The organism is Variovorax sp. (assembly GCF_035634955.1).
In the GTDB taxonomy this organism is placed as follows: Bacteria; Pseudomonadota; Gammaproteobacteria; order Burkholderiales; family Burkholderiaceae_C; genus Variovorax.
On sequence record NZ_DASQBZ010000024.1, the window covers coordinates 265,473 to 286,853 of the forward strand.

The 21,381-nt window shown below is 66.8% G+C and carries 20 protein-coding genes, 1 tRNA gene and 1 pseudogene; 13 read left to right on the top strand and 9 right to left on the bottom strand.

What is annotated here, in order from left to right:
* Positions 1-49: 49 nt before the first annotated feature.
* The 6 genes from VES41_RS14175 to VES41_RS14200 form a co-directional block, all read right to left on the bottom strand.
* The gene (locus VES41_RS14175; RefSeq protein ID WP_324818020.1) at positions 50-1,483 is read right to left on the bottom strand and encodes an enolase C-terminal domain-like protein; all 1,434 of its coding nucleotides are present in this window, start codon (positions 1,481-1,483) and stop codon (positions 50-52) included.
* A complete protein-coding gene (locus tag VES41_RS14180) occupies positions 1,473-2,324 on the bottom strand; it encodes a sugar phosphate isomerase/epimerase family protein (RefSeq protein WP_324818023.1) in 852 nt (283 codons plus the stop codon). The genes VES41_RS14175 and VES41_RS14180 overlap by 11 nt, the downstream gene beginning before the upstream one ends.
* A 9-nt stretch (positions 2,325-2,333) precedes the next feature.
* On the bottom strand, positions 2,334-3,869 hold the full coding sequence (locus VES41_RS14185) for a tripartite tricarboxylate transporter permease (protein WP_324818025.1): 1,536 nt from the start codon (positions 3,867-3,869) through the stop codon (positions 2,334-2,336).
* Between the two features lie 64 nt (positions 3,870-3,933).
* Positions 3,934-4,485 carry a tripartite tricarboxylate transporter TctB family protein gene (locus tag VES41_RS14190; protein WP_324818028.1) on the bottom strand — a complete coding sequence of 184 codons (552 nt, stop codon included), beginning with the start codon at positions 4,483-4,485 and terminating at the stop codon, positions 3,934-3,936.
* Between the two features lie 8 nt (positions 4,486-4,493).
* Positions 4,494-5,504 carry a tripartite tricarboxylate transporter substrate binding protein gene (locus tag VES41_RS14195; protein ID WP_324818030.1) on the bottom strand — a complete coding sequence of 337 codons (1,011 nt, stop codon included), beginning with the start codon at positions 5,502-5,504 and terminating at the stop codon, positions 4,494-4,496.
* A gap of 77 nt (positions 5,505-5,581) precedes the next feature.
* A complete protein-coding gene (locus VES41_RS14200; RefSeq protein ID WP_324818033.1) occupies positions 5,582-6,223 on the bottom strand; it encodes a TetR/AcrR family transcriptional regulator in 642 nt (213 codons plus the stop codon).
* A gap of 117 nt (positions 6,224-6,340) precedes the next feature.
* On the opposite strand from VES41_RS14200, the gene VES41_RS14205 reads away from it, so the two are divergent.
* On the top strand, positions 6,341-8,071 hold the full coding sequence (locus tag VES41_RS14205) for a thiamine pyrophosphate-binding protein (RefSeq protein ID WP_324818037.1): 1,731 nt from the start codon (positions 6,341-6,343) through the stop codon (positions 8,069-8,071).
* A gap of 95 nt (positions 8,072-8,166) precedes the next feature.
* On the opposite strand, the gene VES41_RS14210 is transcribed toward VES41_RS14205, so the two are convergent.
* Both VES41_RS14210 and VES41_RS14215 read right to left on the bottom strand, forming a co-directional pair.
* Positions 8,167-8,610 carry an SWIB/MDM2 domain-containing protein gene (locus tag VES41_RS14210; RefSeq protein WP_324818040.1) on the bottom strand — a complete coding sequence of 148 codons (444 nt, stop codon included), beginning with the start codon at positions 8,608-8,610 and terminating at the stop codon, positions 8,167-8,169.
* A 112-nt stretch (positions 8,611-8,722) separates the two neighbouring features.
* On the bottom strand, positions 8,723-9,649 hold the full coding sequence (locus VES41_RS14215; protein ID WP_324818097.1) for a DMT family transporter: 927 nt from the start codon (positions 9,647-9,649) through the stop codon (positions 8,723-8,725).
* Positions 9,650-9,739: 90 nt separating this feature from the next.
* Here VES41_RS14215 and VES41_RS14220 point away from each other — a divergent pair, with 90 nt between their 5' ends.
* The 12 genes from VES41_RS14220 (at position 9,740) to VES41_RS14275 (ending at position 21,014) form a co-directional block, all read left to right on the top strand.
* Positions 9,740-10,147, top strand: a complete 408-nt coding sequence (locus tag VES41_RS14220) for a gamma-glutamylcyclotransferase family protein (protein WP_324818043.1) — start codon at positions 9,740-9,742, stop codon at positions 10,145-10,147.
* 280 nt (positions 10,148-10,427) lie between these two features.
* Positions 10,428-11,759: an isocitrate lyase gene (gene aceA, locus VES41_RS14225; protein WP_324818047.1), complete on the top strand. Its 1,332-nt coding sequence runs from the start codon at positions 10,428-10,430 to the stop codon at positions 11,757-11,759.
* A 356-nt stretch (positions 11,760-12,115) separates the two neighbouring features.
* Entirely contained in the window at positions 12,116-14,023 is a 1,908-nt protein-coding gene (thrS, locus tag VES41_RS14230) for a threonine--tRNA ligase (protein WP_324818049.1), read from the top strand.
* Positions 14,024-14,122: 99 nt separating this feature from the next.
* A complete protein-coding gene (infC, locus tag VES41_RS14235; RefSeq protein ID WP_324818099.1) occupies positions 14,123-14,755 on the top strand; it encodes a translation initiation factor IF-3 in 633 nt (210 codons plus the stop codon).
* A 174-nt stretch (positions 14,756-14,929) separates the two neighbouring features.
* Complete coding sequence (rpmI, locus tag VES41_RS14240; protein WP_132733279.1) at positions 14,930-15,133, top strand: 50S ribosomal protein L35; 204 nt, start codon at positions 14,930-14,932, stop codon at positions 15,131-15,133.
* A gap of 23 nt (positions 15,134-15,156) precedes the next feature.
* Positions 15,157-15,516: a 50S ribosomal protein L20 gene (rplT, locus tag VES41_RS14245; RefSeq protein ID WP_324818054.1), complete on the top strand. Its 360-nt coding sequence runs from the start codon at positions 15,157-15,159 to the stop codon at positions 15,514-15,516.
* A 121-nt stretch (positions 15,517-15,637) separates the two neighbouring features.
* Complete coding sequence (gene pheS, locus VES41_RS14250; RefSeq protein ID WP_324818056.1) at positions 15,638-16,684, top strand: phenylalanine--tRNA ligase subunit alpha; 1,047 nt, start codon at positions 15,638-15,640, stop codon at positions 16,682-16,684.
* A gap of 44 nt (positions 16,685-16,728) precedes the next feature.
* Positions 16,729-19,149, top strand: coding sequence for a phenylalanine--tRNA ligase subunit beta (gene pheT / locus VES41_RS14255; protein WP_324818059.1), 2,421 nt, complete (start codon positions 16,729-16,731; stop codon positions 19,147-19,149).
* An 85-nt stretch (positions 19,150-19,234) separates the two neighbouring features.
* Positions 19,235-19,597, top strand: coding sequence for an integration host factor subunit alpha (locus VES41_RS14260; protein ID WP_324818101.1), 363 nt, complete (start codon positions 19,235-19,237; stop codon positions 19,595-19,597).
* 76 nt (positions 19,598-19,673) lie between these two features.
* A complete protein-coding gene (locus tag VES41_RS14265; protein WP_324818061.1) occupies positions 19,674-20,186 on the top strand; it encodes a MerR family transcriptional regulator in 513 nt (170 codons plus the stop codon).
* A gap of 38 nt (positions 20,187-20,224) precedes the next feature.
* A tRNA-Pro gene (locus VES41_RS14270) sits at positions 20,225-20,301 on the top strand.
* Between the two features lie 452 nt (positions 20,302-20,753).
* The gene (locus VES41_RS14275; RefSeq protein ID WP_324818064.1) at positions 20,754-21,014 is read left to right on the top strand and encodes a hypothetical protein; all 261 of its coding nucleotides are present in this window, start codon (positions 20,754-20,756) and stop codon (positions 21,012-21,014) included.
* A 226-nt stretch (positions 21,015-21,240) separates the two neighbouring features.
* Here the strand turns inward: VES41_RS14275 and VES41_RS14280 are convergent.
* Positions 21,241-21,381 (bottom strand): annotated as a pseudogene (locus VES41_RS14280) (IS3 family transposase); the annotation flags it as partial.

Sequence of the window (21,381 nt, forward strand, 5' to 3'; positions counted from 1 at the left end):
TGCAGGTTCTAGTGTGGATAGGGGAGCGGCTGCGCGCGGGTGCGGGTCGTCAGTCGGCTGTCGGGTGCAAGGGCTCGAGACTGGCCCAGTCGGGATAAGCGCCCGTGGCGAACCCCGGTGCGTCGAGTGAATGCAGGTCGAGGCGCCCGTTCCTCACCCGCAGGCGGACGGCGTCTGCCGACGCTTCGTACAGGCCCGGCTGCGCCTGTGCAAAGGCCCGGCTTTCGGCCAGGGACGCGCCCTGGCCGGCAAAACCGTCGACGTAGTGGTGGCCGTTGCGCTCGACGTGGCCCAGGCCGATCAGGTTCACGAGCGCCAGGTCCTGCTGCACGGCCAGGCCAGCCTGCGTGGTCAGGTCCTCGGCCGACATGAAGCAGGCCGCGGCACCGGCGCGATCGTTGCGCTGCCGACAGCGGGCCGCGTTGAGCAGCGAGCGGTAGATGCCCTTGCATTGCTTGCTCGACACGCCCGTGTAGCCCTGGGCGAGGGCGCGCGGAAAGGCATCGAGCGTGCCGTCCGACTCGTCGATCAGCACCGGCCGCATGGCGGCCAGAGGGCGCACGTCGGCGTCGAGTGCGATGGCGCGCGGCAGCGGTTGCTCGATGTAGAGGGTGCGCGCGGCCAGCTGCTCGAGCTGCGGCGTAGCGCGCACCTGCTGCCAGAAGGCCGCGGCGGCCTGCGCGTCGGTGAACTGCTCGTTGCCGTCGAGCGTGACGATCAGGTCCGGCACCGGCGCCAGCACCTGCGCGATGCGCGACAGCCGATCGATGTCCGCCTCGATCTGCCCGCTGACCTTGAGCTTGTAGTGGCGGCAGCCGGTGGCAGCCACCACCTGCTCGAGCGTCTGCGGCAGGCCGTCGTTCACCGGCGCGTCGACGTCAGCCGACGTGATCGGGTCCACCAGGCCCACCGTATGGCGCAGCGCGATGTGGTCCGACGGCGCAAGGCTGCACAGGAAGGCCGCAATGTCGAAGCCCTGCAGGTCGGCAGCCAGCCGGCCATCGATGCCCACGACGTTGCCGCGCACGGCGGCGTAGAAGGACAGGCCCTGCACCCGGCACAGGGCATCGAGCAGGGCACGGTCGAGCAGGGCCGGACCGTAGCAGGCGATGAGCGGGTTGAGGCCTTGCGCGCCAGCCGAGGCGATCAAGGGCGCGTAGTGTGCGGCGAAGTGATCGAACGCGGCCTGCGGCGCCGCGTCCGCGGTGTAGGCCTCGCGCGCCATCCGCATCGACGTGCGCAACTGGTCGAAGTTGTCCTCGTTCGACAGCGCGAGGTTCTTGTCGAACCACTTGGGGGCCATGAGTTCGGCGGCGCCGCCCCAGGCACTGCGGCCGTCTGGCAACACGATGCGCGCACGCACGAACGCCTGCGGGCAGTGGGTGAGCGTGACGACGCCGAAGCGGAACGGCAGGCGCAGGTTCACCGGCCGCTCGTAAAGCTCGACCTCGGCCACCGAGAAACGTTGGGCCTCAGCGCGCATCGTCCAGTCCTTCCAGGATGCCGCGCAGGTAGCCGATGGCGCGCGCAGCGCAGCCGGGCCCGTCGGGGCGGTAGTCGAATGGTTCCACGGCGATGACGCCGTCGTAGTGGCCCTGGCGCCGCATGGCCAGCAGGGCGCGCAGGATCGGCGCGAAAGCCATGTCGCCCTGGCCGGGGCCCTGGCGGTTGGGGTCGTTGACCTGCACGTGCGCGATGTGCCCGGTGGGCATCCAGCGCTCGATCAGGGCCGCCACGGATTCGTTCTCGGTCTGCCCGGCGGCGCTGCAGTCGATCATCGTGCGCAGGGCAGGGGAGCCGACTTCGCGCACCATCTGCACGGCCTCCTCGACGGTGTTGACCAGGTCGGTCTCGCGGCGCGACAGCGGCTCGAGCACGTAGGTGACGCCGCAGTCCTGCGCGCGCTGCGCGGCCTGGGCCAGGCATTCGCGGGCCCTGTCCCGGGCCTGCCCGGCGCTGGTTCCCGCCGGTACGGAGCGTTGCTTGGGCGAGCCGTGGACCAGGTAGCGTCCGCCCATGGCGGCGCACAACTCGACCAGTCGCGACATGACGCCGACGGTGCGCTCGCGCAGCCGCGCGTCGTCACTGACGATCGACAGGCCGTCCGGCGCCACCAGCAGCCAGTGCAGGCCGGTGATGCGAAGACCATGATCGGCCGCCACGCGCGCGTATGCGGCGGCCTCGGCGTCGGTGATGCGCGTGGGGTCGTCCGCCAGCGTGAAGGGCGCCACTTCGAGCCCGTCGTAGCCGAGGCCGGCGGCAAGCCGGCACTGGGCCTCGAACGGCAGCGGCTGCAGGACCTCGTTGCAAAGCGCGATGTTCACGGTGGGCTTTCAGGCGCCGCGGTGGACCATGCCGCGCAGGGCGTTGCCGATGGCGCCACGGATGCGCTGCACGAAGGCCTTGAAGGCCGGCACGTAGAGCAGGATGGTGAAGATGGTCACGGCCGCGAACGCCATCGCGATGGGCCGGGTGAAGAACGGGCCGAGGCTGCCGTCCGACAGCACCAGGCCGCGCCGCAGGCTCTTGTCCAGCAGCGGGCCGAGCACCAGGCCGAGCACCAGCGGGGCCATCTCGTAGCCGCGCCGGCGCAGGAAGTACGCGCCGATGCCGATGGCCAGCATCGCGTAGACGTCGAACAGGCGCGAGGCGGATGCGAATGCGCCCACGGTGCACAGCAGGAACACGATCGGCATCAGGATGCCGCGCGGCACCTTCAGCACGTGCAGCAGCGGGCGCACCCCGAACAGCCCGAACACGAGGATGGCGACCGACGCCAGGGTGGTCATGGCCACCACGTGGTAGATGAAGTGCGGATGCTGGATCATCAGCATCGGGCCCGGTTGCACGCCGTGGATGATCATCGCGGCCATCAGCACCGCCGACGGCGCGGAGCCCGGAATGCCCAGGGCCAGCGAGGGAATGATGTGCCCCGGGATGGACGCCATGTCGCCGGTCTCCGCGGCCATCAGGCCGTCGATCGAGCCCTTGCCGAACTTCTCTTTCTCCTTGCTGACCGACTTGGCGGCGGCATAGGACATCCAGGCGCCGGCGTCTTCTCCGACGCCCGGCAGCAGGCCGGTGAGCACGCCGATGATGCCCGAGCGCAGTACCGTCCAGCGGTACTGCACGACTTCGCGAAAGCGCGGCAGAACCGAGTCCCTGAGCTCGACGATCTTGCGCTCGATCGGGTCCGACAGCGTGGTGAGGACTTCCGCCAGGCCGAAGGCGCCCACCAGCGCCGGGATGAGAGAGATGCCGCCGGACAGTTCGTCCCATCCGAAGGTGAAGCGGTCGTAGGCGTACAGGCTCTCCTGTCCGATCTGCGCGATCAGCAGGCCCAGCAGCCCCATCAGCCAGCCCTTGAGCGGATCGCCGCCGACGATGCTGCCCGACAAGGTCACGCCGAACAGCGTGAGCCAGAAGAACTCGAAGGCGCCGAACTGCAAGGCCACCTCGGCCAGCAGGGGCGTGAACAGCGCCAGGCAGACCACGCCGATCAGGGTGCTGACGAAGGCGCCCGAGGTGGCGATGCCGATGGCGCGCCCGGCCTGTCCCTGCTGGGCGAGCGCATAGCCGTCGGCGCAGGAGGCGGCGTTCGCCGCCGTGCCGGGGATGTTCAGCAGGATGGCAGTGCGCGAGCCGCCGTACAGCGCGCCGACATACGAGCAGATGAGCACCAGGATGGCGTCGTTGGTGCCCAGCTTGATCGTCAGCGTCGTCAGCAGCGCGATGGCCAGCGTGGCCGACAGGCCGGGCAGGATGCCCATCACGATGCCCACGAACGCGCCGCCCAGCCCGTACAGCAGGGTCATCGGGTTGAAGAAGCTGAGATAGGCGGCGCCGAGATCTTGCAGTCCCTGGAGCATCGTCGGACCTTGTGAAAAGCGAAAGGGTGAGAAGAAAGGCAGCGGGCGACGGCCCGGGCGCAGGTCAGGGCAGGCGCACGAGGAACAGCCGCTCGAACACCAGCCAGGTGATCACCGAGGCGGACACGCCGATGACCAGTGCGCGGGCGATGATGCGCGGCGGCAGGCCGCGCTCGGCCGGGTTCGGGCTGATGCGGCGAAACACCAGGATGGACACCGTGACGTAGATCGACGAGGCCAGCCAGAACGGCAGCCCATGGCCGATCAGCACCACCGAGTAACCAACGCACAGGGCGATCGCGATGGCGACCCGCTTGCGCTGTTCCCGATGCAGCGGATCGGCCGGAACCTCGGCCAGCGTGAACGCGCCGCGCCGCCAGCTGCGCAGCGCCAGCACAAGGCCGAGCAGCACCATGCCCAGCCCGAGCAGCCCGGGCAGCAGCCCGGGGATGGTCACCGGGTTGATGTTCTGCGACTCGAGCCGGTCCATGCGGATCGACCCGATCAGCGTGACCACCCCGAGCCCGGTCCAGGCGACGGCATCCCGGAAGTCCGAGCGCGGAGGGCTGACCTTGTCGTGGTCTCCCTCCTCGGATTCGTGCCCGACCTTGCTCATGGCGTCGCTCAAGGCTTGGCGATGCCCACCGTGTCCGGCGACACCTTGGTCTTGCCGCCGGCGTGCAGGTTCCACACGTTGCTCTGCACCGCCGGGAACACGGCCTTCTGGGCCGCCTCGCCATATTGCGGGTCGAACAGCGCGCCGCGCGAAGTCGCGTATTTCTTGAGCGCCTCGCTCTTGGTGATCTGCTCGGCCCAGATCTTTTCCAGCGTCTTCACCACTTCATCCGGCACGCCCTTGGGCAGGAAGATGCCGAAGTAGTTGGCCGGCGCGGTGAAGCCGGGCACCGTCTGCGACAGCGGCGGGATGGTGCCGTAGCCTTCCAGTTCCAGCGGCTTGTCGCTCACGGTCGCCAGCGGACGCAGGCGCTTGCCGCGGATCATGTCCGCCTGCTCGACGGCCAGTTGCGTCGTCAGGTCGGCCTCGCCGGCCACCGTGGCCACGACCGCCGGGTTGCCGCCGTCGTACGAGACTTCCTTGTACTTCACGCCGGTGGCCTTGACGATCTGGTCCATGGCGTTGTGCGCCGCCGAGGTGACGCCGGCAGTCGCCACGCTGATCTGGCCCGGCTTGGCCTTCATGTCGTCGAGCAGTTCCTTGGGCGTCTTCCAGGGGCGCGACGGGTTGACGCCGATGACCTGGATGTTGGCGACATTGAGGAACAGGTGCCAGTCCTTGATGCTCGTGTTCACCGAGCCGAGCGCCTGGTAGGCGCCCAGATCCTGCGCCGCGCCGGCGGTCCAGGTGTAGCCGTCCTTCGGGGCATCCAGCGCGCTCTTGGTGCCGATGGCACCGGAAGCGCCGGGCTGGTTGACGATCACGATGGTCTGGCCAAGCGCCTTCTCGAGCTCCGCGGCGGTCACGCGAGTGACCTGGTCGGTCGAGCCGCCGGCGGCCCATGGAACGATCAGATTGATCGGGTGCGTCGGCTTCCACTGGGCCAGGGCGGCCCCGCTGGCGGCGGCCATCAGCGTGATCACGAAGGCGCGGCGCGCCAGGCTTCTTGCGGCATGCATGAACAGTCTCCGTTCTTTTAATTCACTAGAAGGTTAATTCTAGGAAGGCTGGAAACTGTGTCAACGAACTGTGAGGCTCAGTCCCTCAGGACATACCCTAGAACGACGTCGCGCATGTGGGAGAGCCGTTCCGCGTGCGCCTTGCGGGTCATCAGGTCGCGCCCGAAGATGGCCGACAGCGTGTGGTTGTTCGACAGGTAGAAGTAGGCCAGGCCGGCGATGGAGATGTACAGCTGGACCGGGTCGATGCCGCCGCGCAGCACGCCGTCTCGGCGGCCCTGCTCCAGGATCTCCCCCAGTGTCTGGATCAGCGGCGAGTTCATCTCCCGCACCCGCTGGGATTTGGCGAGATGGCGCGCCTGGTGCAGATTGGCGCTGTTGAGCAGCGTGATGAACTCCGGGTGCTCGAGATAGTAGTTCCAGGTGAATTCCGTCAGGCGCGCGATGGCCTCCGGCGGCGACAGCTCGAGCAGGTGGAGCTTCTTCTCGGCCGCGCGGATGTCGGCGTACACGCCTTCGAGCACCGCCAGGAACAGGTCGTCCTTGCTGCCGAAGTAGTAGTAGATCAGGCGCTTGTTGACGTCTGCCCGCTCGGCGATGCGGTCCACCCGGGCGCCGGCCAGGCCATGCAGGGAGAACTCTTCGCGCGCGGCCTCCAGGATGGCTTGCTGCGAGCGGTCGGCATTGCGCGACCGCGGCTCCGGGGTTGTGTCGTTCATGGGTTCGTTTTAACCGTTTAGTGAATTGTGGACCATCCCGGGCAATACCGATGCATGCGGCGCTGCGCTGGATAATGCCTGCCAGCCTCACGCAACGAACTTCGACAAGCCACGCACATGCAGCAGGAAAGCACCACAGCAGCCGGTCACCTCATCGTCCAATGCCTGATCGAGCAGGGGGTGGACACGGCCTTCGGCGTCCCCGGGGAGAGTTTTCTCGCGGTGCTCGACGGGTTCCATGCCGAGCAGGAGCGCATCCGCTTCGTCGTCAACCGCCAGGAAGGCGGCGCCGCCTTCATGGCCGAGGCGCAGGGCAAGCTCACCGGGCGGCCCGGCGTGTGCTTCGTCACCCGCGGGCCGGGGGCCACGAATGCATCGATCGGCGTGCACACCGCCTTCCAGGACTCGACGCCGATGGTGCTGTTCGTCGGCGACGTGGGCGGCGACTTCCGCGACCGGGAGGCCTTCCAGGAAGTGGACTACGGCAGCTTCTTCGGGCCCAGCACCAAGGGGTTCGCCAAGCGCGTGGAGCGCATCGACGATGCCGAGCGCATCCCCGAGTACATCCAGCGCGCGTTCGCCACCGCGATGAACGGCCGGCCCGGCCCGGTCGTGCTGGTGCTGCCGGAGGACATGCTCGCCCGCCGGGTCGCGGCGCGGCCGCTGCCGCGGATCGAGGCGGTGCAGCCCTGGAGCGACCCGGGCGCGCTGCGCAGCCTGCGCGAGATGCTGCTGGCTGCGCGCCGGCCCTTCGTCATTGCCGGCGGCAGCGGCTGGACACCGCAGGCGGCGCAGGCGCTGCAGCGCTTTGCCGAGAACTGGCGGCTGCCGGTGGGCAACGCCTTCCGCTTCCAGGACACTTTCGACAACCACCACCCGCTGTGCGCGGGCGACGTCGGCATCGGCATCAACCCGAAGCTGGCGCAGCGCATCAAGGACGCCGACCTCGTCATCGCCATCGGTGCGCGGCTGGGCGAGATGACCACCAGCGGCTACACCCTGCTGGCGGCGCCGCGCCCGGCGCAGAAGCTGGTGCACATCCATGCCAGCGCCGAGGAGCTGAACCGCGTCTACCGGGCCGACCTGGCCATCAATGCCGGCATGAGCGCCGCCGCGCGCAGCCTGGAAGTGCTTTCCGCGCCGACCGAATTGCCTTGGGAAGACTGGACCGCCGCCGCCCAGGCCGACTACCTGGCCAACCTGCAGCCGCAGCCCCTGGCCGGGTTGCCGGCCGACGCACCGCGCGGCGCGGTGGACATGGCCGCGGTGGTTGCGCTGCTGCAGAAGCACCTGCCGCAGGACGCGGTGCTGACCAACGGCGCGGGCAACTTCGCGAGCTGGGTGCATCGGTACTTCCGCTTCCATGGCCTGGCCAAGGGCCACAAGACGCAGCTGGCGCCCACCGGCGGCGCCATGGGCTACGGCGTGCCCGCCGGCATCGCCGCCAACCTGCTGACCGGCCGCGTGGCGTTCACCATTGCCGGCGACGGCGACTTCCTGATGAACGGGCAGGAGCTGGCCACCGCGGCGCAGCATGGCGGCAAGAGCATCGTGCTGCTGCTCAACAACGGCATGTTCGGCACCATCCGCATGCACCAGGAGCGCGAGTACCCGCGCCACGAGAGCGGCACGCGGCTGTCGAATCCGGACTTCTGCGCGCTCGCGCGTGCCTACGGCTATGCCGCCGAGCGGGTGGCGCGCACGGCCGATTTCGAGGCGGCGCTGCAACGCGCGCTGGCGGCCGACACCGGCACGCTGATCGAGGTTGCACTCGATCCGCAGGTCATCACCACCCGCGGCACGCTCGATTCGATCACCGAGGCGGCCGAGGCGCGCGGCGCCGGCTGAACTGCCCCGCAGCCGCCGGGCCATGAAAAAAGCCGGCGCAAGCCGGCTTTTTTCCGAGGGAGGGCGGGTGGAAAGATCGACCGCCCGGGCGCGCCTTACTTGACGTGCTTGCCGATCAGGGCGGCGAGTTCGAACATCGAGACCTGGGCCTTGCCGAAGATTTCCTTGAGCTTGGCGTCGGCGTTGATCATCCGCTTGTTGGCCTTGTCCTGCAGGTTGTTCTTCTTGATGTAGTCCCACAGCTTGCTGACGATGGCGGTGCGCGGCAGCGGCGACGAGCCGACGACGGCAGCCAGCGCGGGGCTCGGCGCCAGCGCCTTCATGAAGGCGGCGTTGGGCGTGCGCTTCTTGGCGGGCGCGGCCTTCTTGGCGGGCGCAGCCTTCTTGGCCGGAGCGGCCTTCTTGGCGGGCGCAGCCTTCTTCGCCGGCGCAGCCTTCTTGGCCGGAGCGGCCTTCTTCGCGGGAGCCGCCGCCTTCTTGGCGGGAGCGGCCTTCTTTGCCGGCGCTTTCTTGGCCGGAGCCTTCTTTGCAGTTGCCATGGTTGCTTTCCTTTATTTGACTGAGTTCTCACCAATGAAAGAACAACTCTTCACTGGCAATTTCGCATGCTAAGGGAGAAGAATCGCGTTTCCAAGGGAGAGACGCAGTTTTTCATTGGGAGCTGTTGTTTTTTTCAGAGGGAAGCAGGGGGTGCGCCGCGGGGGCGCGCAGGCCCTTGCGGCCCGGCCATGTCGCGAGCACCACGCCGAGCAGGGCCGCACCGAAGGCCGCCAGCTGCAGCGCGGTGAGTTGTTCGCCCAGAACCAGCACGCCGACCAGCGCCGCGCTGACCGGCAGCAGCACCGTGAAGACGCCCGCCTGCGAGGCCGGCACGCTACGCAATCCGGTCATCCAGAGCCACACCGTCCAGATGCTGGCGGCCAACGCGTAGACCACCAGCAACGCCCACAGTGCGGGCCGGACGCCGCCGAAGTCGAAGTGCAGCGCAAGCCAGATGCCGAAGGGCGTGGACAGCACGAAGCCCCACAGGTTGATCAGTGATGAGATGCGCCGCGGCCCCAGCTTGCCGGTGAGCGACTTGCCGATGACCGCGTACGCCGCCTCGCACAGCACCGCGCAGAAAACCAGCAGGTTGCCCAGCCACGGCAGGGTGCGCGGCGCCTCGCCGGCCGCGGCGGATGCATGTCCGTGCGCGGGCGCCAGGGCGAGCAGCGCGATGCCCAGGGCGGCGCAGGCAATGGCCGACATCACGCGCGGCGTGATGCGCTCGCGCAGGAAGATCCAGCTGATCAGCGCCACCATCGCCGGAATGGCGGCCATGATCACGCCTGCCGAGACGGCGCTGGTCATGCTCACACCGAACAGCATGCAGATCGAAAACAGGAAGTTGCCCAGGAACGATTCGAGGAACACCAGCCCGCGCGTGCGGCGGGTCATGGGCGCCTCGTCGGCCGGCCGGCGCAGCCAGTGCGGCATGGCCAGCGCGGCGATGCCGAAGCGCAGCCAGGCCAGCAGCAGCACGGGGATGGCCGCCACCAGCGGCTTGGACAACGCCACGTAGCAGCCCACCAGCGACATGCTGAGTGCGAGGCAGCCATAGGCGACGAGTCGGGGAGGGTGCGCGGAGGAGGTCAATCGGCGGGAGCGGCGATGCAGGACACTTGGCCGATGATGCCCGAAGCCCCGCCCGTCGCGCCTGCAGCACGCTGCGTGTTCGTCTATGGAACGCTGCGCGCCGGAGGCCGCAACGACATCAGGCGCTTTCGGCCGCCGCCGCAATTCGTCGGCCAGGGGTGCATTGCCGGCACGCTGTACGACCTGGGCGCCTACCCGGGAGTCAGGCTGGATGGGCCGGGGCAGGTATTCGGCGAAGTGTGGCGGATCGACGCGGGAGTCGAGGCGCAGCTCGATCTGCTCGAAGGTGTGCATGCCGAAGGCACCGGTGAGTACCGTCGGTGCGAACTGGCGGTCGACGTCGGCGGCCGGTCCATCATTTGCCTGGTCTACGAGATCAACGCCAGCCACATCCGCGGGCGGCAGGTGATCGCGAGCGGCGACTGGATGGCCGGCCGCTGAACGAGCGCGAAGGGCGGTCGTGTGAGGCGGTTCGTCCAGCACCGGTTTGCGATCGCAAAAAGCGCTTGCGCATCATGAAACGATGCCGTGTTGCAGCGCGTCAAAATTTCTCAATACAAGAAAAGTCGTGCCGCATTGAGAAATATCTTTCTAACCTGTTGATTTTGCTTGGATAAAAAATAGTCTTATATAAGACATAAGACTCGTCGCCGGCGCTACAGTTTGGTCATGGCCTCAGGGCCGAACGCTCACCAAACCATCCTCAACCTTCGGAGTGACCATGCCCCAAACCCTGACCGAACAACTCAGCCGCGAACAGCAGATTGCCGCCCTGGAAAAAGACTGGGCCACGAACCCCCGCTGGAAGGGCATCAAGCGCAATTACAGCGCCGCCGACGTGGTGCGCCTGCGCGGCTCGGTGCCGATCGAGCACACCCTGGCCCGCCGCGGCGCCGAGAAGCTCTGGGAGCTGATCAACGGCGGCGCCAAGAAGGGCTACGTCAACTCGTTCGGCGCCATCTCCGGCGGCCAGGCCCTGCAGCAGGCCAAGGCCGGCCTCGAGGCCGTCTACCTGTCCGGCTGGCAGGTGGCCGCCGACGGCAACACCTCCGAGACCATGTACCCCGACCAGTCGCTCTACGCCTACGACTCGGTGCCGGCGATGGTCCGCCGCATCAACAACACCTTCAAGCGTGCCGACGAGATTCAGTGGGGCCGTGGTGCGAACCCGGGTGACAAGGACTTCATCGACTTCTTCCTGCCGATCGTGGCGGATGCCGAAGCCGGCTTCGGTGGCGTGCTGAACGCCTTCGAGCTGATGAAGAACATGATCGCCGCCGGCGCCGCCGGCGTGCACTTCGAGGACCAGCTGGCCGCCGTGAAGAAGTGCGGCCACATGGGCGGCAAGGTGCTGGTGCCGACGCAGGAGGCCGTTGAGAAGCTGCAGGCGGCCCGTTTCGCGGCCGACGTGATGGGCGTGCCGACCATCGTGCTGGCCCGTACCGACGCCGAGGCGGCCAACCTGATCACGTCCGACCACGACGCCAACGACAAGCCGTTCCTGACCGGCGAGCGCACGCAGGAAGGCTTCCATCGCGTCAAGAACGGCCTGGAGCAGGCCATCAGCCGCGGACTGGCCTACGCCGAAGTGGCCGACCTGGTGTGGTGCGAGACCGGCACGCCCGACCTCGGCTTTGCGCGCGAGTTCGCCGATGCGATGCATGCCAAGTTCCCCGGCAAGCTGCTGTCGTACAACTGCTCGCCGTCGTTCAACTGGAAGAAGCACCTGGACGACAAGACCATCGCTTCATTCCAGGACGAGCTCTCGGCCATGGGCTACAAGTACCAGTTCATCACGCTGGCCGGCATTCACAGCAACTGGTACAACACCTTCAAGTTCTCGCACGCCTATGCCCGCGGCGAAGGCATGAAGCACTACGTGGAGATGGTGCAGGAACCCGAGTTCGCCGCCCGCGAACAGGGCTACACCTTCGTTTCGCACCAGCAGGAAGTCGGCGCCGGCTATTTCGACGACGTCACCACCGTGGTGCAGGGCGGCTCGTCCTCCGTCAAGGCGCTGACCGGTTCGACCGAGGAAGAGCAGTTCCACTGATCGGCATGCGGATTGGCTGATCGGTCGACGAACCGACGGCTGCTGTCACGTTCGGCCCGGCGCTTGCGCCGGGCTTTTTTCATGGTGGCCAGGCCGGCTGCCGCGCCGTGCCGCACGAATCCGGAGACGCTTGGCTACAATGGTCGGCTTCCCGCAGCCTGCGGGGCTTGTCATTTCAGCAAGAGCGAGAAAGGCACATCCGGTTATGACACCGCGAACTACCTGGCAGACGTCAGGCCTTCTCCCCGACACGGGGGCAGGCCGCTAGGCCGCGCTCGGCTGGCGTTCGCCAGCGTCATACCTGATGAAAGGCGCGGTCCATACCGCGCCTTTTTTGTTTTCCGCAGAGGTTTTCCATGATCCAGATCACGCTTCCCGACAACTCGCAGCGCGAATACCCCGGCCCGGTGTCCGTGGCCGACATCGCCCAGTCCATCGGCCCGGGCCTGGCCAAGATGACGGTAGCCGGCAAGGTCGACGGCCGGCTGGTCGATGCCAGCGACCTGGTCGACCACGACGCCCGCGTGCAGATCATCACGCCCAAGGACGACGAAGGGCTGGAGATCATCCGCCACTCCACGGCGCACCTGGTGGGCCACGCCGTCAAGCAGCTCTATCCGACGGCCAAGATGGTGATCGGCCCGGTGATCGAGGAAGGCTTCTACTACGACATCTCGTACGAGCGCCCGTTCACGCCCGAGGACATGGCCGCCATCGAGCAGCGCATGCGCGAGCTCATCGCCCAGGACTACGACGTGGTCAAGAAGATGACGCCGCGCGCCGAGGTGATCGAGGTGTTCCAGTCGCGCGGCGAGGACTACAAGCTGCGCCTGGTCGAGGACATGCCCGACGAGCAGGCCATGGGCCTGTACTACCACCAGGAATACGTCGACATGTGCCGCGGCCCGCACGTGCCGAACACGCGCTTCCTGAAGGTGTTCAAGCTCACGAAGCTGGCCGGTGCCTACTGGCGCGGCGACTCGCGCAACGAGCAGCTGCAGCGCATCTACGGCACGGCCTGGGCCGACAAGAAGCAGCTCGATGCCTACATCCAGCGCATCGAGGAGGCCGAGAAGCGCGACCACCGCAGGCTCGGCCGCGAGCTGGACCTGTTCCACATCGACGACGTGGCGCCCGGCGTGGTGTTCTGGCACCCCAAGGGCTGGGCCATCTGGCAGGCGGTCGAGCAGTACATGCGGCAGGTCTACCGCGACACCGGCTACCAGGAGGTCAAGGGCCCGCAGATTCTCGACAAGAGCCTGTGGGAGAAGACGGGCCACTGGCAGAACTACCGCGAGAACATGTTCATCACGGAGTCGGAAAAGCGCGACTATGCGCTCAAGCCGATGAACTGCCCGGGGCACGTGCTGATCTTCAAGAGCGACCTGCGCAGCTACCGCGACCTGCCGCTTCGCTACGGCGAATTCGGCCAGTGCCACCGCAACGAGCCCTCGGGCGGCCTGCACGGCATCATGCGGGTGCGCGGCTTCACGCAGGACGACGGGCACATCTTCTGCACGGAAGACCAGATCCTGGACGAATGCGGCGCCTTCACGGCGCAGTTGCAGAAGGTGTACGCCGACTTCGGCTTCACCGACATCCTGTACAAGGTGGCCACGCGGCCCGAAGCGCGCATCGGCACCGACGAGTGGTGGGACAAGGCGGAGAACGCCCTGATGGAGTCGCTGCGCCGGTCGGGCGTCGAGTTTCAGATCGCGCCCGGCGACGGCGCCTTCTACGGCCCGAAGCTGGAATACACGCTGCGCGACGCGCTGGGCCGCCAGTGGCAGTGTGGCACGATCCAGGTGGACCCGAACATGGGCGAGCGCCTGGGCGCCGAATACGTGACCGAATCCAGCGGGCGGGCCACGCCCATCATGCTCCACCGCGCCATCGTCGGCAGCCTGGAGCGCTTCATCGGAATGCTGATCGAACACCACGCCGGCGCGATGCCCGCATGGCTCGCGCCGGTGCAGGTTGCGGTGCTCAATATCAGCGAAGGACAGGCCGAATACGCCGCGCAAGTAACAAAAGCGTTGCAGAATCAAGGGCTTAGGGTCCAGCTGGATCTGCACAACGAGAAGATTACGTATAAAATACGCAAGCATTCGTTGCAAAAGCTTCCCTACATCCTCGTCGTGGGCGACAAGGAACGGGAGTCTGGTGCCGTCGCAGTGCGTGCCCGGGGCAACATAGACCTCGGTGCAATGTCCCTCGAAGACTTTGTCAAAAGGATCGAGCAGGACGTTCAACTCAAGCGTTGATTCCAGGCCGCGCCCCAGGCACGGCCCTGTCGATTCAACGGTTGTGGGCATGCGCCGGGGCGGCTTTTGGTCGTTCGCCGCGACCGTTTGATTAAAAGGATCGAGACCATCGCTACTGCATTTCGCGACCGCCGCCACCGTGAGGAACGGCAGCACCGCCTGAACCGGGAGATCATGGCCCCGGAAGTTCGCCTGATCGGGCCCGACAACGAACAGTTGGGCGTCGTTCCGCTGGCCGAGGCATTGCGCCTGGCGGGCGATCACGACGTGGATCTGGTGGAAGTCGTTTCGGCGGCCACGCCGCCCGTCTGCCGGCTGATCGAGTACGGGAAGTTCAAGTACCACGAGCAGAAGAAGGCGGCAGAAGCGAAGTCCAAGCAGAAGGTCATCGAGGTCAAGGAAATCAAGTTCCGGCCTGGTACCGACGATGGCGACTACAACATCAAGATGCGCAACATCCGGCGCTTTCTTGAAGAGGGCGACAAGTGCAAGATCACGCTGCGCTTCCGGGGCCGCGAGATCACGCACCAGGAGCTGGGGCTGGCACTGCTGCAGCGCATTCGTGACGATCTGGGCGATTCCATCCTGGTGGAGCAGTTCCCCAAGCTGGAAGGCCGCCAGATGATCATGATGATCGCCCCGGGTCGCAAGAAGGGCGGCGGTAGCGCCAAGCCGGCCGGTGAGCCGGCTGCGGCTGCAACGCCGGCACCGGCGACCAGCACCTCGGCCTGAGCCGCGGGTGGCGAGCCATCCTCGGGTGGCTCGCAATTCGAATCGAAGGGATTTCGCCCACGCCGGTGCCTCCAAGGGTGCCGGCGGGGGCGGGATGAAGAAGTGTCTCGGGGCCAGCAAGTCCGCGGAAACCCTCCACGGCGCCTCACGAGCACAAATTAAAGGAGCATTCAAATGCCCAAAATGAAGACCAAGAGCAGCGCGAAAAAGCGTTTCCGCGTTCGTCCCGGTGGCACCGTCAAGCGCGGTCAAGCCTTCAAGCGTCACATCCTGACCAAGAAGACCACCAAGAACAAGCGCCACCTGCGTGGTGCCGTGACGGTGCATGAGACCAACATGGTCTCGATGGCCGCCATGCTGCCCGGCATGGGCATCTAACCCGACGAACAAGGAGTACACACATGCCTCGCGTCAAACGTGGTGTAACGGCTCGCGCCCGCCACAAGAAGGTTCTCGCCCTTGCCAAGGGCTTCCGCGGTCGTCGCGGCAACGTCTTCCGTATCGCCAAGCAGGCGGTGATGAAGGCGGGCCAGTACGCCTACCGTGATCGCCGCAACAAGAAGCGCGTTTTCCGTCAGCTGTGGATTGCGCGTATCAACGCTGCCGCACGTGAGCTGGGCCTGACCTACAGCCAGTTCGCCAACGGCATCCGCAAGGCCGGTATCGAGATCGACCGCAAGGTCCTGGCCGATATCGCCGTGCACGACAAGGCCGCTTTTGCCGGCATCGTGGAGCAGGTCAAGGCCAAGCTGGCTGCTTGATCCCGCACCCCGGCGCGCCGCTCTCGCGGGTGGCCTGCCGGGTCCACGGTACAAAGGCTGGCGCTTCGCTCGAAGCACCAGCCTTTTTTTGTTTCTCCCGCTTTCCCTCAGAACCCATTCCATGAACGAGTTGGACTCCCTGGTCGACAGCGCCCGTGCCGCCTTCGCGCAGGCCGCCGTGCCGGCCGACCTCGAGAATGCCAAGGCCCAGTTTCTCGGCAAGTCCGGGCGCATCACCGAGCTGATGAAGGGCATGGCGCAGTTGTCGGTCGACGAGAAGAAGACCCGCGGCGCGGCCATCAACCAGGCCAAGCAGGCGATCGAGGCGGCGCTTGCCGAGCGGCGCCAGGCCCTGGCCGACGCCGAGCTCGATGCCCAGTTGCGGGCCGAGTCGCTCGACGTCACGCTGCCCGGCCGTCGCCGTGCCGGTGGCGGGCTGCACCCGGTGGCGCGCGCGCAGGAGCGCATCGAGGCGATCTTCTCGAGCATGGGCTTCGACGTCGCCGATGGTCCCGAGATCGAGACCGACTGGTACAGCTTCACCTCGCTCAACAACCCGCCGAACCATCCCGCCCGCTCGATGCAGGACACGTTCTACGTCGACATGAAGGACCAGGACGGCCTGCTGTTCAACCTGCGCCCGCATACCTCGCCGATGCAGGTGCGCTATGCGCAGGCGCACGCGCGCAAGTACGCCGGGCAGGCACACATGCCCGACATCCGCGTGATCGCGCCGGGGCGCACCTACCGCGTGGACAGCGACGCCACGCATTCGCCCATGTTCCACCAGGTCGAGGGCCTGTGGATCGGCGAGAACGTCAGCTTCAAGGACTTGAAGGTGATGTACCTGGACTTCATCCGGACCTTCTTCGAGACCGACGCGCTCAAGCTGCGCTTCCGGCCGAGCTATTTCCCCTTCACCGAGCCGAGCGCCGAGATCGACATCATGTTCGAGCAGGGGCCGCTGGCCGGCCGCTGGCTGGAAGTCTCCGGCTCCGGCCAGGTGCACCCGCAGGTGGTGCGCAACATGGGCCTCGACCCGGAGCGCCACATCGGCTTCGCCTTCGGCTCGGGCATCGACCGCCTGGCCATGTTGCGCTACGGCGTCAACGACCTGCGCCTGTTCTTCGACGGCGACCTGCGATTCCTGTCGCAGTTCCAGCAGTGATGCCACTGCCTTCCGCCCGAACGTACTGACTCTATTCAAGACAAATGCAATTCCCCGAGTCCTGGCTGCGCGAGTTCTGCAATCCGCCGCTGTCGAGCGAGCAACTGGCCGAAACGTTGACCATGGGCGGCTTCGAGGTCGAAGAACGCCGTCCCGCCGCGCCCCCCTTCTCCAAGGTGGTGGTGGGCGAGATCAAGGAGGCCGTGCAGCATCCCAACGCCGATCGCCTGCGCGTGTGCCAGGTCGACGCCGGCCAGGGCGCGCTGCTCAATATCGTCTGCGGCGCGCCCAACGCGCGCGTCGGCATCAAGGTGCCGTGCGCGCTGGTGGGCGCCGAACTGCCGCCGGGCGAGGACGGCAAGCCTTTCAAGATCAAGCTGGGCAAGCTGCGCGGCGTGGAAAGCCAGGGCATGCTGTGCTCGGCCAGCGAGCTGCAGCTCAACGAGGACCACGGCGGCCTGCTCGAGCTGGCACCAGATGCGCCGGTCGGCGCCGACGTGCGCGAGGTGCTGTCGCTCGACGACATGCTGCTGACCCTCAAGCTCACGCCCAACCTGGCGCACGGGCTGAGCGTCTACGGCATCGCGCGCGAGCTGTCGGCCCTGACCGGCGCGCCGCTCAAGACCCCCGCAGTGCGCCCGGCCGAAGTGGCGCACGGCGTGGTCCTTCCGGTCAAGGTCGAGGCACCTGAGCTGTGCGGCCGCTTCTCTGGTCGCGTCATCCAGGGCGTGGACACGCAGGCCCGCACGCCCGCATGGATGGTCGATCGCCTGGCGCGCTGCGGCCAGCGCAGCGTCTCGCCGCTGGTGGACGTGTCGAACTACGTCATGTTCGAGTACGGGCAGCCCTCGCACATCTTCGATGCCGACAAGATCCACGGCGGCCTGACGGTGCGCTGGGGCCGCGACGGCGAGCAACTCAAGCTGCTCAACGGCACCACCGTCACCGTCGACGGCAAGGTGGGCGTGATCGCGGACGACCGCGAGGTCGAATCGCTCGCCGGCATCATGGGCGGTGACGCCACCGCGGTGTCCGACAGCACCCGCAACATCTACGTCGAGGCCGCCTTCTGGTGGCCCGAGGCGATCCAGGGGCGCTCGCGCCGGTTCAACTTCTCCACCGACGCCGGCCACCGCTTCGAGCGCGGCGTCGACCCCAGCCGCACGGTGGAGATCATCGAACGCATCAGCGCGCTGGTCATCTCGATCTGCGGCGGCCGTGCCGGGCCGATCGACGACCAGACGCTCAAGCTGCCCGAGGCCCAGCCGGTCACGCTGCGCGTGGCACGTGCTTCGAAGGTCATCGGCATGCCGCTGACGCAGGCGCAATGCGCCGACGCGCTCGGCCGCCTGGGTTTTGCGCTGCGCGAAGGCGAGGGCACCCTGACGGTCACCCCGCCGCCGCACCGCTTCGACCTGGCGCTCGAGGAAGACCTGATCGAAGAGGTGGCGCGCCTGGTGGGCTACGACAAGCTGCCGACCGATCCGCCTCTGGCGCCGATCACCGCACGCGTACGCTCGGAGACGCAACGCGGCCGCTTTGCGCTGCGCCACCGCGTGGCGGCGCTGGGCTACCAGGAAACCATCAACTTCAGCTTCGTCGAGGCCGACTGGGAAATCGAACTGGCCGGCAACGCCGACCCGATCCGCCTGCTCAACCCCATCGCCAGCCAGATGAGCGTGATGCGCTCGTCGCTGCTCGGGTCGCTGCTGCAGGTGCTCAAGTTCAACATCGACCGCAAGGCCGCGCGGGTGCGCGTGTTCGAGGCGGGGCGCGTGTTCATGCGCGACGCATCCGTCGCCAGCGGCGACACCACGGTGCCCGGCATCCTCCAGCCGATGCGCCTTGGTGGCCTGGCCTGGGGCGATGTCGAACAGGCGCGCTGGGACGGCAAACCGCAGCGCGTCGACTTCTATGACGTCAAGGGCGACGTCGAGGCGCTGCTGGCACCGCGCGTGGCGACGTTCGAGCCGGTCGACCATCCGGCGCTGCACCCTGGCCGCGCCGCGCGCGTGCTGGTCGACGGAAAGCCCGTCGGCGTGGTGGGCGAACTGCATCCGCGCTGGCGCCAGCGCTGGGAGCTGCCGTCGGCGCCGATGCTGTTCGAACTCGATCTCGACGCGCTGCAGGCACGCGACCTGCCGGCCGCGCGGCCGGTGCCCAAGCACCAGGCGGTGGAACGCGACATCGCCGTCGTGGTGGCCGAATCCGTGACGCATGCCGCACTGATGCAGGCGATCGCGGCCGCGCCGACGCAGGACCTGCTGCAGAATGCCGTGCTGTTCGACATCTACCGGCCGACGGCCGGCGCCAGTGCAAGCTCGTCGGTGGCGCCGGGCGAGAAAAGCATGGCGGTGCGGCTGACCTTCAATTCACAGCAGGCGTTGACCGACGAACAGGTCGAGCCGGCCGTGCGTGCCGTGCTCGATGTCCTCGGCCAGCGCCTGGGCGCACGCCTTCGCTGACGTGATGATCGGAGCCACGATGAAGAACGACGATGGCCTGGAGCCCTCGAACGCGATGCCAGGAGAGCCGGAAGAGCGTGCCGTCATGGAAATCACCATTGAAGCCGTCGAAACGCCGGCACTGACCAAGGCCCACCTCGCGGACCTCCTGTTCGAGCAGATCGGCCTGAACAAGCGCGAGTCCAAGGACATGGTCGAGGCGTTCTTCGACCTCATCGTCAAGCGCCTGGTCGACGGCGAGGACGTCAAGATCTCCGGCTTCGGCAACTTCCAGATCCGCACCAAGGCGGCCCGCCCCGGGCGCAATCCGCGCACCGGCGAGGCGATACCGATCGGTCCGCGGCGCGTGGCCACGTTCCACGCAAGCGCCAAGCTCAAGGAGCAGATCAGCGGCAGCATCCCGGCCGAGCCCGATCAGGTCGAATGGAACCTCGGCGGCGAGGCGTAACGCCGCGTATGTTCTTTGCGCGCCCGCACGCGGCGCGTTAAGCTTATGAGCTTTCCCGCGTACGGTATTGATTTCAATGGAGAAAACGCTCCCGCCGATTCCGGCCAAACGCTACTTCACGATCGGTGAGGTGGCCGAGCTCTGTGGCGTCAAGCCGCATGTGCTGCGCTACTGGGAGCAGGAGTTCACCCAGCTTCGTCCCATGAAGCGGCGCGGCAACCGCCGCTATTACCAGCACCACGAGGTGCTGATGATCCGGCGCATCCGCGACCTGCTGTACGACCAGGGCTTCACCATCAGCGGTGCACGCAACAAGCTGCACGAGTTCGCCCAGGCCGAACGCGGCGGCGCCAAAGCCGTCGCCAATGGTGCAGAACACGCGACCGAAGTCATGCCCGGCATGGAGGCGGTCGAGATCGACCAGGAAGCCTTCGAGGCGGCCGTCCACGAGTCGGAAGATGCCGCCGAGCCTGAGTCCGCGGCCCCGGCGACCATGACGCTGCCCCGGTCCGTCCTGCCCATCTCGCAGTTGCAGCAACTCCGACGCGAGCTTTTCGAGATCCGCGAGTTGCTCACCCTGAATCTCTGAGCGAGGCGCGTAAAACCTCAGGCTATAATCTGAGGCTTCGGTGTGTGGCGCAGCCTGGTAGCGCACTTGCATGGGGTGCAAGGGGTCGAAGGTTCGAATCCTTTCACACCGACCAATAATGACGGGGGTTAGCCGGTAAGTGCCTGCTAACCCCCGTTTCATTTTGCCGCCCCGTGCCCTAACGGTGCCCTAAAAGCTGGTGGTTTGTAGTGGTTCGTGTTGGGCATGGTTGCACTACTGCCCAGCCGCCCAGCCGCCCAGCCGCCCGCAGGTGCGAAAACTCCGCTTTCCTCGCTGGGGCTCCGAAATACCGCTGCATCTCGATTGTTGACACAAAATGTCACATTTATGGCATACTGCCCCCACGGGCAAGCCCGGCCGGCACTAGCCAGCTAAGCCCATACCCGTACGCCCCGCCGGCCATGGCGCGGGCGGGCCAAAAGCAGCCGCAAGCGGCCCCTTAACCGGGGTGCCCTTGCGGCTGTTTTCATTTCCAAAACCCCGCGCCCTTTCTCCCACTTTTTGTAGCTGCACGCCTCGTCCCATACGGGCCGGGCGCGCTGCCGCATGGGCGCTTTCAACTTTGAAAGGTACTTTGCGATGATTCCTTTTCTTGCCGCCGCTCTCGACCTGAACCGTTTGCCGCTGTTCCCGCTGGGGCAGGTGGTCGCGACCCGAGGTGCATTGGACCTACTCAAGCAGACTCAAACTGAACCAGACAAACTACTGGCGCTGCATGTCACCGGAGATTGGGGTGATTGCGATCCAGAAGACGTGCAGACGAACGTCGAGGCGCTAAAGCACGGCGCGGCGCGCCGGCCCATCTAGTTGCTGAGTCGTAGAGGCTGTCCCAGGTCGCCTGCGGGCCAGGGGGCGCAGTTGTCATGAGCCGATGAAGCGCCAAGTCAGCCTGCGGCCCGCGCTGGCCACGGATCATTGATGGGGTGGAATGTTGCATTGAGGCGCCGACATGGGGATCAAGCTACCGAGTCGGTCCAATGGAGTCACTTTCAAGGAGACTGCCAATGACCACTTCCCACGTTGCTCGCCCGGGAGTCTGTGAACGCAGGCCTTCGAGCTTGAGCAAACGGGCCACGCGGTGCCTGCCGCAGGTCTCGCCCAGATCTCGCATGTCCAGCGTGAGCTTGCGGTATCCGTACACGCCGCCGCTCTCCAGCCATGCGTGCTTGAGCAG

Excerpts from the sequence above, each read along its gene's own strand:
- VES41_RS14175 (WP_324818020.1), bottom strand. The coding sequence starts at position 1,483 with ATGCGCGCTGAGGCCCAACGTTTCTCGGTGGCCGAGGTCGAGCTTTAC.
- pheS (WP_324818056.1), top strand. The coding sequence starts at position 15,638 with ATGAACGAGTTGGACTCCCTGGTCGACAGCGCCCGTGCCGCCTTCGCG.
- VES41_RS14195 (WP_324818030.1), bottom strand. The coding sequence starts at position 5,504 with ATGCATGCCGCAAGAAGCCTGGCGCGCCGCGCCTTCGTGATCACGCTG.
- VES41_RS14190 (WP_324818028.1), bottom strand. The coding sequence starts at position 4,485 with ATGAGCAAGGTCGGGCACGAATCCGAGGAGGGAGACCACGACAAGGTC.
- rplT (WP_324818054.1), top strand. The coding sequence starts at position 15,157 with ATGCCTCGCGTCAAACGTGGTGTAACGGCTCGCGCCCGCCACAAGAAG.
- VES41_RS14260 (WP_324818101.1), top strand. The coding sequence starts at position 19,235 with ATGGAAATCACCATTGAAGCCGTCGAAACGCCGGCACTGACCAAGGCC.
- pheT (WP_324818059.1), top strand. The coding sequence starts at position 16,729 with ATGCAATTCCCCGAGTCCTGGCTGCGCGAGTTCTGCAATCCGCCGCTG.
- VES41_RS14200 (WP_324818033.1), bottom strand. The coding sequence starts at position 6,223 with ATGAACGACACAACCCCGGAGCCGCGGTCGCGCAATGCCGACCGCTCG.
- VES41_RS14220 (WP_324818043.1), top strand. The coding sequence starts at position 9,740 with ATGATGCCCGAAGCCCCGCCCGTCGCGCCTGCAGCACGCTGCGTGTTC.
- aceA (WP_324818047.1), top strand. The coding sequence starts at position 10,428 with ATGCCCCAAACCCTGACCGAACAACTCAGCCGCGAACAGCAGATTGCC.
- VES41_RS14265 (WP_324818061.1), top strand. The coding sequence starts at position 19,674 with ATGGAGAAAACGCTCCCGCCGATTCCGGCCAAACGCTACTTCACGATC.
- VES41_RS14205 (WP_324818037.1), top strand. The coding sequence starts at position 6,341 with ATGCAGCAGGAAAGCACCACAGCAGCCGGTCACCTCATCGTCCAATGC.
- rpmI (WP_132733279.1), top strand. The coding sequence starts at position 14,930 with ATGCCCAAAATGAAGACCAAGAGCAGCGCGAAAAAGCGTTTCCGCGTT.
- thrS (WP_324818049.1), top strand. The coding sequence starts at position 12,116 with ATGATCCAGATCACGCTTCCCGACAACTCGCAGCGCGAATACCCCGGC.
- VES41_RS14275 (WP_324818064.1), top strand. The coding sequence starts at position 20,754 with ATGGGCGCTTTCAACTTTGAAAGGTACTTTGCGATGATTCCTTTTCTT.
- VES41_RS14185 (WP_324818025.1), bottom strand. The coding sequence starts at position 3,869 with ATGCTCCAGGGACTGCAAGATCTCGGCGCCGCCTATCTCAGCTTCTTC.
- VES41_RS14210 (WP_324818040.1), bottom strand. The coding sequence starts at position 8,610 with ATGGCAACTGCAAAGAAGGCTCCGGCCAAGAAAGCGCCGGCAAAGAAG.
- VES41_RS14215 (WP_324818097.1), bottom strand. The coding sequence starts at position 9,649 with ATGTCGCTGGTGGGCTGCTACGTGGCGTTGTCCAAGCCGCTGGTGGCG.